8 protein-coding genes are annotated in these 13,324 nt (G+C 43.8%); 1 reads left to right on the forward strand and 7 read right to left on the reverse strand.

Annotation, left to right across the window (positions count from 1 at the left end; genetic code table 11):
• Positions 1-105: 105 nt before the first annotated feature.
• Both CST_RS07215 and CST_RS07220 read right to left on the reverse strand, forming a co-directional pair.
• A complete protein-coding gene (locus CST_RS07215) occupies positions 106-2,037 on the reverse strand; it encodes an NAD(+) synthase (RefSeq protein ID WP_015359201.1) in 1,932 nt (643 codons plus the stop codon).
• A 132-nt stretch (positions 2,038-2,169) separates the two neighbouring features.
• Positions 2,170-3,258, reverse strand: coding sequence for a PRK06851 family protein (locus CST_RS07220; RefSeq protein ID WP_015359202.1), 1,089 nt, complete (start codon positions 3,256-3,258; stop codon positions 2,170-2,172).
• Positions 3,259-3,664: 406 nt separating this feature from the next.
• On the opposite strand from CST_RS07220, the gene CST_RS07225 reads away from it, so the two are divergent.
• Positions 3,665-5,035: a sn-glycerol-1-phosphate dehydrogenase gene (locus tag CST_RS07225; protein ID WP_015359203.1), complete on the forward strand. Its 1,371-nt coding sequence runs from the start codon at positions 3,665-3,667 to the stop codon at positions 5,033-5,035.
• 2 nt (positions 5,036-5,037) lie between these two features.
• Here CST_RS07225 and CST_RS07230 read toward each other — a convergent pair whose 3' ends face one another.
• From CST_RS07230 to CST_RS07250, 5 genes are all read right to left on the reverse strand, one after another.
• Complete coding sequence (locus CST_RS07230) at positions 5,038-7,851, reverse strand: VWA domain-containing protein (RefSeq protein ID WP_015359204.1); 2,814 nt, start codon at positions 7,849-7,851, stop codon at positions 5,038-5,040.
• A complete protein-coding gene (locus CST_RS07235) occupies positions 7,829-9,640 on the reverse strand; it encodes a VWA domain-containing protein (protein WP_015485011.1) in 1,812 nt (603 codons plus the stop codon). The genes CST_RS07230 and CST_RS07235 overlap by 23 nt, the downstream gene beginning before the upstream one ends.
• 79 nt (positions 9,641-9,719) lie before the next feature.
• Positions 9,720-10,583, reverse strand: coding sequence for a DUF58 domain-containing protein (locus CST_RS07240; protein ID WP_015359206.1), 864 nt, complete (start codon positions 10,581-10,583; stop codon positions 9,720-9,722).
• Positions 10,580-11,566: an AAA family ATPase gene (locus CST_RS07245; protein WP_015359207.1), complete on the reverse strand. Its 987-nt coding sequence runs from the start codon at positions 11,564-11,566 to the stop codon at positions 10,580-10,582. Before CST_RS07245 ends, CST_RS07240 begins: the two co-directional genes overlap by 4 nt.
• Positions 11,567-11,592: 26 nt before the next feature.
• Entirely contained in the window at positions 11,593-13,311 is a 1,719-nt protein-coding gene (locus tag CST_RS07250; protein ID WP_015359208.1) for a reticulon family protein, read from the reverse strand.
• Positions 13,312-13,324: the final 13 nt, after the last annotated feature.

Here is a 13,324-nt window from a genome sequence, read left to right on the forward strand (position 1 = left end):
TTAATACTACGTTTACTCTTTAAAAAGCCCGGGAAAACGCAAATCCCGGGCTTTTGTATACTGCTATGCCGCCGCGGCACCACTGAAACCCAAACCATTATGGGGCTATTCGTCCTCAAGCTCGGAAAGCCACAACGCAGCGCTTGCGTCACTGGGCATTCTCCAGTCACCTCTCGGCGAAAGGCTTACCGTACCGACTTTAGGTCCGTCGGGAATGCACGATCTTTTGAATTGCTGACTGAAAAATCTTCTATAGAATACCTTCAGCCATTTTTTTATTGTCTTTTCATCATATTGATCTTTGAACGCAATTCGTGCAAGGTACAGTATTTTCCCGGGATCCGCCCTGTGGCGTATCATATAGTACAGGAAAAAGTCGTGAAGCTCATAAGGCCCGATTATATCCTCGGTCTTCTGTTCAATTTCACCGTTCTCATTTGGTGGCATAAGTTCGGGAGATATCGGGGTATCGGCTATGCTTTTAAGGATACTTACCGTTTTCCCGGTGGCTATGTTTTCGGAATACCATGTAACCAGGTATTTAACAAGGGTTTTCGGCACACCGCAGTTTACCGCGTACATTGACATATGGTCTCCGTTATACGTGCTCCATCCCAACGCCAGTTCCGACAAATCTCCGGTACCCACCACAAGTCCGCCTTCCCTGTTGGCTATATCCATCAATATCTGCGTACGTTCCCGCGCCTGTACGTTTTCATACGTGACATCATAAACATCAGGATCATGTCCGATATCATGGAAATGCTGCAGGCAAGCGGCTTTTATGTCTATTTCCCGAAGGTCTACATCCATGGATTTCATAAGATTTACCGCATTTTCATAAGTTCTACCCGTTGTTCCGAAACCGGGCATGGTAACCGCAATTATGTTTTTCCTGGGCAAATTCAGCATATCGGCAGTCTGGCACGCGACCAGCAGCGCAAGAGTGGAATCAAGTCCTCCGGATATGCCAACAACCATCTTTTTCAGCCCGGTATGCGTCAGCCGCTTGGCAAGCCCTGCTGTCTGTATGGAGAATATTTCACTGCACCGCTCATTGCATTCAGCGCTGTCCGCCGGGATGAAAGGATGTTTGTCTATTTTTCTTAAAAGCTCCTTAAGTTCGAAGGAAACAGGCTCCAACACCACTCTCCGGCCTGCTACGGTCGGATCTGGCTCTGAAAACGAAGATATGTTGGCCCTCTCATAGTAGAGTCTTTTAACATCAACATCCTGCATGATCAGCTGGGATTCCCTTGCAAAACGCCGGCTTTCAATCAATATGGTTCCGTTTTCGGCAATTAAAGCCTGCCCTCCGAATACAAGATCGGTGGTTGATTCCCCGACTCCTGAAGAAGTATAAACATACGCTGCTATGCATCTTCCCGACTGGCTCTTTACCAGCATCCTGCGGTATTCATTTTTACCTATTACTTCGTTACTTGCCGAAAGATTACACAGAATCACCGCACCGTTTTTTGCCTGAAAGCTTGACGGCGGTACAGGCATCCATAAATCCTCGCAGATTTCAACGCCAAAGCTAAGTTCCCCTGTCAGTTCGTCCTGGAAAATCAAATTATTCCCGCACGGAACATCATGTCCGAAAATATTCACATAATCGTCCGAAAGGTTTCTTCCTTCGCTGAACCACCGTTTTTCATAAAATTCGTTATAATTTGGCAAATACTGTTTTGGCACTATACCGCGAACTTTGCCGTTCTGAACTACTGCAGCGCAGTTGTAAAGCTGCTGGTTAATCATCAGCGGAAGCCCGACTATGAAAACATTTTTGCATCCCGATGACTTATCGGCTATTTTTTTCAGAGACTTCAAAGCCATGTCCAGAAGCAGTGGCTGCTGAAAAAGATCGCCGCAGGTATACCCCGTTATGCAAAGCTCAGGAAATACCGTCAAATACACGTCATTTTCTATGGCTTTATCCATTATTTCAATTATCTTCCGTGTATTAAATTCTGTATCGGCAACTTTCACCTCGGGCACTGCCGCGCCAACACGAACAAAACCGTACTTTATCAAAACAATCACCTGTTTTCTTCTTACCGTAAATTTATTTTTAACCTAATTAAACCGCGTATTTCTTATAAATACAACTTTATAATCAGAAATTATTATATCATATTCTCGTTTATTAAGCCTGAAAAATAATTCTCAGTTTAAAATCCTTTCAAGAATTTCATCCCGGCACTTTCTGATTTCTTCAAACCTCATGCTCGGAATATAGAATTTTTCAAGGTCGTCATGTTTTTCCCTTGCCTGCTTTATTGTGGCTATCGCCCTGTTTAAAAGCATTTCAAACCCGTCCTGGTTGAATTTTATTTCCTCGCCGTATTTTTGTACCACCGATGCATCCAGAAATCTGTTGAAATCTATTTTCAATGTCGCCTTAACATCGGCATGGTGCGCTTCATTTGACGTCGTTATCGATACGTCCAGTTCAGGAATAATAAGATGCTCAAGTTTTTCAGGGTTCAGCGCACAGTAAAAAGACTCGGTATAAAACCCCCGTTCCGCAGCTGTGGCCCTTACCCTTTCCAGAAGGCGCTCGGTACCCGTACCCGGTTTTCCCTCTAAAACAATTATCTCTTTGGTTGTAACAAGTGTTGACAAATAGTTTACCAATCCGTCAGGGGTAACGGCCGACGCGAAAAGATGCCTCTGTTCACCCTGTTTTTCAGAAACCCCGGTTCCGTTAAAAATTTTATCTGTAATTTCGGATATTGCCACATTGGCCTTTCCATGATCCATTGCTCTGCTGAATATTACCTCATTGTCCCTGTAAAGGCTGTATGCCGCCTGAAGATATCTGTAAGCCCTTTGGAAAAGCGAGCTTATTTCGGCATTTGTTTTTAAAATTCTTTCCCTGTTTCGGGCCAGTCGGTCACCATCCCAAAACATACCGAGATTTACTATTTCGTCCACGGCACCGGGATTTTTCGGATCCACTATGTGGGGAGCGGTGCCGTCTATTATTCCGATACCTTTTTCAGGAATAACAATCCCGTCAAGACTTGACGGATCACTTGAACAGTGAAAATATTCTATATCGTAACCTTCACTGCACAAAGCTTCCCCAATATCTTTCATAAAAGTGGATTTCCCTGTGCCGGGCCCGCCCTTAAGAATAAAAATCCTTTTTGCCCTGTTTTGCGGAAGGATATTGTCGAAATAACTGAAAAAACCTCTGGGTGTGTTTCCTCCGGCAAACATGCGTCTGCTTCCGCCTTTTGACTTTGACATACAAATACCTCCCGGTAACGCTTTTTGTTACGTATACCAATCTTTCACTGTATTAAACATCAATATATATGCCCCAATTCGTTCATTATATGATATAGCCAAACGAAATATAAGGTTACTTTCGTTACAGAGCTTTTACCTAAAATTCAGCTACTAAGACCTGTCCCGCGTAGTTTTTCATATTCCAGACTGACTGCTTTATGCTTTAACTTACCGGAACAGGAAAAGTTATATAACTTTTCTGCCCTGTGTTATCAAAAGTTTTCTTTCCGGATCATTGGGCTTATATTAAATGCATGGGCCACTTAAAGCGGCTAAAAACAGCCATCCGGTTGTCTGTCATGGTTTATGTGGTATAATTAGCATAGTTCCCGAATTTATTAACTGTGCCCTGGAGGTGGCTTGAATGAATTACTATTACGAAAATGAAATGTTTAAACTTGAAGGCATTTCAACGGAACATACCATTTCTGATATAGATATATATATCGGAAAAGGTATCCTGAAAAACACTTCATCCTATATTAAAAAAAGAAACATGGGCAAAAGGTGCCTGATTGTTGCGGATGGCAACACCTACCTTGCTGCAGGAAAAGCGCTCGCCGAAAATTTCGCACATGACGGTTTTGCAGCCGATGTCTGCCTGCTGCGTGACAGAGGAGAAGAAAGAATTGAAGCCGATGAACTTTCTGTCGGGCAGGTAATGATGTCCCTTGAACCTGAGCCCGATTTTCTTATAGCCTGCGGTTCGGGGGTAATCAACGATATAACACGGTTTGTTTCATATACCGCAAAAAAGCCTTTTGTAAGTGTTGGAACGGCAGCTTCAATGGATGGGTACACATCTGTGACGGCACCAATGATTTTTAACGGAAAAAAAGTCCACAGACACGGCAATGCTCCAAAAATCCTCGTTCTTGACACCGAAATACTGAAAAATGCTCCGAAAGAACTTACCATGGCCGGTTTTGGCGACGTTTACGGAAAATTTATAGCCAAGGCCGACTGGCTTTTGTCTAATATAACAACCGGTGAAGAAGTTGACGGGCAGGCATTAGGCCTTATCACCCAGGCATTGGAAAAGCTCACCCGCAATGTGGAAGAAATATGCAGTGCCACCGATGAAGGGCTTAAAGCGATTATTGAAGGACTGATCCTTGCCGGAATAACCATTTTTACCACCGGTCAGACCCGTGCGGTAGCTTCTGTGGAGCATAATCAGGGTCATATCTGGGAAACAAGAATGCTTGAAGCCCGAAAACCATATCCTTTGCATGGTACCGCCGTAGGGTGCTCTACAGGGTATTATCTCAGGATGTATGAATATTTCAAAAAAATAAATATAAAAAATCTTGACAAGGAAAAGGCAAAAAACAGAATACTGAACCGGGATTCCTTCAGAAATAAGGTTGTTCATTGTTTCGGTGAAGAATGGCTTTCGGTGCTTGAAAAATCAAATAAATGCCTTAACCTTAACGAAGAAGACTTTGAGCGTCATTATAATTCCATCGTCAATAACTGGGATAAGATTGTCAAAGCTCTTGATTTCCTCCCCACATGGGACGAATACAGAGAAATATACAAAAAATTCCGGCAGCCCATTCACGCCGAAGACATCGGCATACCGAATGACCTGCTGAAACATACGCTGCCATACTCCACTTTTTACAGAGACAGGTATGATTTTGTCTTTGTAATGAATATCCTTGGTATTATTGAAGAAATCACCGACATGACACTTAAGGATTATCAGAAGGAAAAACAGAAATGGTTTTGATGTCATTTCCATTTTTTCCTTCTGGTAAGCAAAGCAGTAATGTGATCAATTTCTTCAGGAGCCAGCTTTCTTTCAGGCTCCTTTTTAATTTTCCCCTGTTTGTCTGCTTCCGCCGCAGCGGCGCTGATTCCGGTATCAATATTTTCTGAGGATTCTGAAGAATCGCCGTTATTATTTGTTTTTAACACAGGTTTCATGTTTTTTGTACGTATTATTAAATTGCCGGCAACCTCCGCCGCAGCAGGGGCAATTTTCCGACCGTAAAATTCTCTTATCCTGCCCGGCGAAACATTAAGTTTTCTTGCCGCAATATCCAGAAGAAGTAGCAGCAGCGACATGATAAGAAAAGGATTGGTTATATTTTTGGTTCCGCCTGTATTCTGCACATTACCTTTGAAAACCTGTTCGGGAGCTGTTATAACCCTTCCGCCGCCCGCTTTTGCAATTTTCTCAAGAAAGTTTCCGGTATCCCGCAAAACCCTGTATTCATCCGAATAAGGCATTACAAAGCCGGCGCTTATGTTACCGCCGTCCTCGTCACCTGTAAATTTAAGGTTTATTATATATGCTCCGGGCGAAATCTTATCCGTCTCCCCTTCATAAACTCCCGGCTTTTTTATATGAAGCTTTATATCAGACGTAGTGCCGTCAGGGGATACAAGTATTCCTTCCAAAGTATCATTCTGTGGTATTTCGTTCTCAAAGGTTACGGTTATAATGCCTTTACCGTCTTTCACCGTCGTGTCAACCGAATATTCGGTATTCATATTCTTCTGTATCAGCCAGCTTATCAGGTTTCCCCAGAATACCGGCGCGTCATGCCATATCGACCATTGGGACGTCCAGGTTCCCTGAATGTCCGAAGTCCACGCAGCAGTCCTTCCAAGGCCGTACTGCCATACCGCCAGAACAGGGTCATCGGTATCGCTTTTAAATATCATACTTGCGGTGGACTTTATGCTTGTCGCCACATACCCGTCAAGGGGCGGAATTTCCTCAATCCCTTTCAAAATTCCCGATGAACTTACAAGTTCGGGATAAAAACTGCGGTTTTGCAGGTATTTCTGCCCTGCAAGAAAAGTTTCTTTCACCAAAATGCTTGGTATATCGGAAAATTCATCGGTCTTGTAAAACCTTCCGTTTCCGCCTCGGGCAAGGGCCTTCAGCAACATAGCGTCCGCTTCTTCACCTACAGCAACCGTCGACAGTGTGATTCCGTCCGAATTAATATTTCGGATAACCCTATCATAGCCATACTGTTCTGCATGACCGTCTGTTAAGAGAATTATATGCTTGAGTTTCGTGTCCTTTTCACGAAGGTTCTTCCATGCCTCGTTGAGGGGAGGAATTATTTGCGTTCCTCCTCCGGGTCTAATTGAGCCAATCAAATCAGTCGCCTTTTTCTTGTCTGTAAGCTGTTCTGTTTTTATAACCCATTGTACTGTTTCGTCAAAGGCAATCACGCCAAGCCAGTCGGTATCCTCAAGCACTTCGACGGTACGTATTGCCGCTTCCTTTGCCAGATCCAGCTTTGTTATGCCATATTCTCCGCCCGACATGCTTGATGATTTGTCTATCACAAGCACCAGACCAAGGTTTGGTTTTTCTTCCTTTTCGTTTATATCCATATTTACCGGCAGCACAGTTTCAAGTAATGTACCTTTATATCCTCCCGGAGCGTAACTGTTTTCTCCGCCGGTTACAAGAAGACCTTTGCCGTTGTGCTTTACAGCCTGTTCCAAAAGTACCACAAAATCTTCATTAAGCCATTCATAATTAATATCCGTCAGCACAAAAGCATCGTATTTGATTATTTCCTGCATTGTAACGGGTACTTCTTCAGGCTTTACCCTTGTTATTTGCGCATATCCGTCAATATAACGCACAAGGTTTTCACCGCTGTTACCCCTTTCCACAAGCAGTATTTTCGGTTTGTCCAGCACCTGGGTGAAACCCGAGAGCTGATTGTTCTGAATAACAGTGTCGCTGTCGGCGACAACCTCGGCGGTATACGTAATCATCCCGGTTTCTTCGGCTGTGTCGGTAAAAACAAAAAGGTTATCACCGTCATACAGTTCAACACTTTTTTCCTGAGCAAGAGTCCTGTTCTGATAAAGCCTTATGACCGCATTGGTATTTGCCGTACTCTTTATTTTCAGCGATATATCAAAGCGTTCCCCGGCATTCACCTGTTTAGGCACACTTAATTCTTCCATTTGAACTTCATCGCCGATACTTTCCTCAAAAGCTACCACGTCAACGGTATATCCAAGCCTGCTAAGCTTTTTTGCTTTTTCCTCCGCATTTCCCGATGTTTCTCTGCCGTCGGTTAAAAGTACCAGCCTTTTTGCGGCATTCTCAGGCATTACAGACTGTGCCAGTGTCAATGCCTTTTCAATATTTGTTCCGCCGGTTTTTATCTTTGTATTTAAAGACAAATTCCCATTGTTTGCTTTATCAGGCATTTTTACAACCGCCGCTTCATCAGCAAAAGATATAACGCCTGTGATGTCTCTGTCTGAGATATAACCCAGTGAGTCCTGAATAAATTCCTGTATTCTGCCCCTGCTTCTTCTAAGACTGTCAGAGACGTCTGCCACAAATATGGTAGCCGTCTGGTTTAAAGTGGATTTTATGTTAGGTGAAGAAAGGGCAATAACAAGGCACAACATCAGCATAATCCGTAATGCTGTTATCATTCGTTTTCTTATAACCGATTTAAATTTAAGATTTCGGCCTGTTAATATTATAAAGACAACAACCACAGGAATAAGCGCCAAAGCCCATGGATTGTCAAACGTAATTCCTGTTTGCATAATACCACCATTCAAATAAAAGTATCAAAATAACAAACGCAATGACCGGCAATGAAAATTTAACAGCCTGCTTCTGAAAGGCAATATCCGTTGCTTTATATTCAACCGCCGCATCAGAACGGTCATAAGACGCTTTTTCCATTACCCATTCGTCAGGGAGATTTACGTCAAAAAAGGTGCTTACGCTGCCGTTGCTGCTTACCTGTTCAAGAGTATAAATTCCCGGTTTGCCGGTATCGGTAAAGGGTTCCGATAGCACTGCGGGCTCAATTGCCAGGCGTCTTCCGTCAGGAGTATGAACATAGGCTTTAACGGTATCGGGCTTTAATCTGAACCGCACCGCGTCCCCGGCAAATATCCGGTCAACCACCGTACTCCGTAATGGCGCGTATTCATTAACTATATTTGAAATCAGAATGGGAAACTCGGCCCTTAACGGGAGATCGGTTTCAAACAGGTTAAATCCGAATATCAGAATTCTTTTATTGTCAAGGACACCTTCCATAATAATCGGGTTTCCGCTGTACTCCATTATCACTTCTGCCCATTCGGGTTTTCCGATAATCCGGGTCCTTCCTACTGCAAAGGATAATTTGTCAAGGTACCTGAATACAGGATGATCCGACGGGCTGACAAGCGGGTTATCCATCCAGTCACCGACAGAAAACAGGCTGTTGGGCGTCGGTGAAAAAATCACCATATTTCCGTCCTTTGGGAATTTACCGGGTATAAATCCGTCAAACACATACAAATCATAACCTTCGTAAACAGTTTCATCCGGTGACGTTCTTGCGACTTCCACCCCTTCAATCAGTGAAAGGGCTTTTTCAAGGAATATGTTTCCGTTGGTGACAAGCAGAATCTTTACATCCTTTTCGGTAACAACAACTTCATACCCGTTATTGTCATCGGGAAGTATATCCTCTGTTTCCACGCTGACCCTTAAAGTTCTTACATTATCTGGGATTTTATTCCACCATATGGTTTTTGTCTGGTTTCCGGGTATTGTTACCCATTTTGAGTCAATAAACTCGTCGTCACCATAAAGGCTAACGGTTATTTCGGCAGATTTTTCTCCCTGGTTCCGTATAATACTCATTGCCGTAATGCCATTGCCTGTTTTTGTATATGTAAGTCCTGTAACGGCAATATTATCGTTCTGTTTTTTGTATTCCGAAAATTTTACTTTTTCGTTGCCAAAACTGAAAAAAGTATCCGAGAACAGGACAATCCGGGCATCCTTCTCCTGATCTTTAAGGAACAGGACCAGTTCTCCGGCCATTTCCGCGTCCACATATCCCGATGACTGGCTTATTGACGCAATGCTTTTTCTGACTTCATTCTTTGATGTGGAAGCGTAAATCAGCACATCGGGTTCTCCTCCGATTGTGACAACCGTTACCCTGCTGTTCCCCGGCAAATTCTCCACATATTCAATCGCGTCCTGTTTCGCTGCAGCAAGCCGTGTCGGCTTTATATCCGTAGAAGCCATACTTAATGAGTTGTCAATTACAATAATCACCGACAAGGCCTCCCCGGTATTCAGTTTTAGTGAAAAACCGGCCAGTACAAGCACAATCAGGATTGCCGCAACAATCTGGAGAAACATCAGCAAATTTTTCCTGAGCTTCTGCCACGGTGTATTTACCTGCATGTCATCAATAACCTTGCTCCACAGAGCAAGGCTTGAGACAGTGACTTTTTCCCTTTTTTGCTTTAAAACATAAAGCAGTATTATTAACGGTACTGACAAAAGTCCAATTAAACCAAAGGGTGTTTCGAATGACAAAAACTCACTTCCTTTAACGTTTGGTTTTTGGCCGCACAAATGCCGTTGCCCTTATCCGTATTCCGGCGTGGTTCACATTCTAAAGGTTCCGTATGACGCTGTTTTTCAGCATTAAATCCACAGGCATATCCGCAGTCAGTACTGTATGCTGAATTCCCAGTTTTCTGCATTGCTCCCGGATTTTTGCCAGATGCCGTTTCATTGCCTCTTCATATTTTTTAATCAATACATCCGAAACGGTAATCTCCATCCTCTCTCCTGTTTCACTGTCAATCAGCTCGACAGCACCATTAACGGACGGCGACATCTCGTCCGGTGAAAGGATAAGACACAGAAAAACGTCCTGATTTTTATATTTCAGGTATTTCAGCCCCTCTTCAAGACCGCCCTGCAAAAGTCCGTCGGTAATTACAATACTTATTCCCCGTCCGGGTTTCCATTCCATGCTCCTGAGGGCATTATACAGATTGCTTTTTCCGCTGGCCTTTAAACCCGAAAGCAAGCTATCAACCTCAATATAGGCCGCCTGGTTCCTGAAAGGCCCGTATGTCCCCAATACTTTTTCATTCCATGGACATATATACACACTGTCATAAGATAACAGGCTTATATAAGAAATTGCGGCAGCAAGCCGCAATGCCGCTGCAAACTTGCTCGGACTGCCGTAATCCATTGACAGGCTTACGTCAGTAAAAATCCGAACAGGTGCCTCCCTTTCTTCCATATACAGCTTAACAAAAAGCCTGTTAAAACGGCCGTATGCATTCCAGTCAATTCTCCGGAAATCGTCGCCCGGTGTGTATTCCCTGTAATCTGAAAACTCTGCAGATATGCCTTTGTTTCTTGATTTTCTGTTTCCTGTCGCCTGTCCGGAAACGGGCAGGTTAATCTGCAGTGAAAGCGACTGGAGCTTTCTTAAATCCTCATTTGTCAGAATCTTCACTGATAAATCTTCACATCCCCTATTATTCCGTCTATTATCATATCAGGCGAAATTCCGTCAGAAACAGCGTCGAAATTCACAAATATCCTGTGCCGCAACGACGGGTATGCCACGTTTTTTATGTCTTCAAACGAAACATTATACCTTCCGCATAACAGGGCCCTTATCCGTGCAGTGCTGATAATTGCCTGGGCGCCACGCGGGCTTGAACCGTAACGTACATACTTTTTAACCATTTCGGGGGAACCCTCCCCGTCAGGCCGCGTTGCAATAACAAGCCTTATTGCGTAATCAAGGACGGGCTCTGCTATCGGTATTTCCCTTGCGGCTTTCTGAATCAGAATTATTTCCTCCGCATTCGTGACTGTTTCAACCTTATCTTCCCGATTTGTCGTGGTTAGTTTAATAATGTCCTTTAACTCGCCAAAGTCTGGCGAAGGTACGTTAAGTTTAAAAAGGAACCTGTCCATCTGCGCTTCAGGTAAAGGATATGTACCTTCCATTTCTATTGGGTTCTGTGTTGCAAGCACAAAAAACGGTTCAGGAAGTTTATACGTGGTGTTTGCCACAGTCACGGTTTTCTCCTGCATTGCCTGAAGCATCGCGCTTTGTGTTTTCGGTGTTGCACGGTTTATTTCATCTGCCAGCACTATATTGCTGAAAATAGGGCCGGGCTGAAACCGAAACATTTCCTCCACGCTTTCCCTGTCGATAATGTTTGTTCCAGTAACATCGGCAGGCATAAGGTCCGGTGTAAACTGAATGCGCGAGAACTTAAGCCCCATGACTTTTCCGAGTACATTGACAAGCCTTGTTTTTCCAAGACCGGGCATCCCTTCAAGGAGTACGTTTCCCCCTGCCAGCATACACATTAAAACCTGCCTGATAATTTCCTTCTGCCCTATTATATGCTTTGAAACTTCCGATTCAATTTTTGAAACCGTTTCCATCACCTTTTCAAATGTACCATTTTCGTTCTGCACTCTTAATCCTCCCTGACATGTAAATTTTATTCCAGTGAACTGAAATAAGACTTTACAAGTTCCTTCATTCCCGCAGGTATGTCAAGCCGGTCCATTGTCTGAACCGCTTTCTCCCTGTATCTTCCCAATACTTCCCGGTACGGTATCATTTGTCCATTTTTTACGGGACCGAATGAATCGGTATAAGTACTGCTTCCCGAATCAAGCTTCCGCCCGGAAACCGTAATCTCATTTCCGTCTCCGCCAAGCCGTTCAGGAACATAAATCATCTTATATTCTTCCACTTTTCCCGGCTCGGTTTTGTTTCCTGATGCCTGTTGCCCCGCCGCTGAATACCCTGCGTCCGAGCTTGATAAACCAGTACCGGCGCCTGCTCCTGATTCGCCGTCTCCCGAACCGTCTCCGCTTCCTCCCTGGTTTTTGTTTCTGTTTCCGTTACCGCTGCCCGCATTATTCCTTTCTCTGTTTTCTGCCGGGTTCCTGCCTTCGCTGCCGCTTTTGTCCCCTTTCACGCCTGCATCAGGATTACTGCCGCCGTTACCTGATATACCCCCATTTCGTGAGCCGTTTGCGTTTCCGTCTCCTGCCTGGCCCTGCGTACCTGTTGTATTGCCTGAAGCTATCCTGCTGTCAACCGCAGATATTGCTTTCCGGGCATCTTTCAAGATTCCGCCGATATTGTCAAGAGTGTTTTCAAAGCCTTCCTGTCCCAGCGCATTTTTTTCGGCCTGCCGGATGAGCTCCAGTAAACTTTCGATTAATTCACTTCCGTTTATATTTTGTGATTCTGCTTCCGACACAAGGTTCTGAAGCGATTCTGCAAGCATTGAATCATCATCCATATTCATCGCAGCCTGCCCCAATATCTCGCTCAATTCCTTTACAATCTCTTCATTCTCCAGTTCCTGCTTCAGCCTGTCAATTGCTTCCTTCAGCGCTTTTTCATCTTTATCTTTCAGCGCTTCCGCGAGATCCTTTGTAAGCGGCATATTACCAAGAAGGTTTTCCAGCGTATTCAAGTCTTTTAGAGGTTCCTGTTTCTTAAGTTTCTCCAGCTGATTCTCCATCTGTGTCAGTGCTTTAAGTGCATCCTCCTCAGACTTTGCTTTGCTGAATTCTTCGTCCAGCTTTTCTATGGCTTCCTCCAGTTGTTTCATCTGTTCATCGCTTATACTCGGGTTTTTTTGTTTCTGCTCCTCAATTTCATCCTCAATTGCCTTTTTTGCCTCATTCATCCGCTCGGTCAAAGCCTCTCTCACTCTTGTCTCATTAAATGTCTTTCCGGGAACGAATGTCAGCAAAAACGCTGCAGCTATAATACAAACAGGGGTTATATATAGTTTCCTGTCAATTTTTATTTTATAGGCGGAAGCAGGATTTACGTTTTCAAGCGCCCTTTTCGTGTCCTGTCTTTGAAGCTCGGCTATTTCCGAATCATCATCCAGGAGGTACCAAGCGGTGATAACCCTTTCTTCCAAACCGAGACTGTCAGCCGTCATTATGACCTGTTTTTTAGAAGGCATAAAAAACAAAGACGTTAAAACTGCCGCAAAAAAGCTTATTCCCAGTATTACAAGCATTTTATGCCTCACAAAGGGAATAACCGTAAAACGGGAAACAATAACCAGAAGCAATGATATGAACCCCGAGATTGTAAAAGCCGATAAAAATATTTTTGCGGCTTTGTAAAAATATATTTTTATTTTCAGCGGCCTTAACGCCGTCAGGATAAATTTCTCATCCATATAATCACCAATC

The organism is Thermoclostridium stercorarium subsp. stercorarium DSM 8532 (assembly GCF_000331995.1).
In the GTDB taxonomy this organism is placed as follows: Bacteria; Bacillota; Clostridia; order DSM-8532; family DSM-8532; genus Thermoclostridium; species Thermoclostridium stercorarium.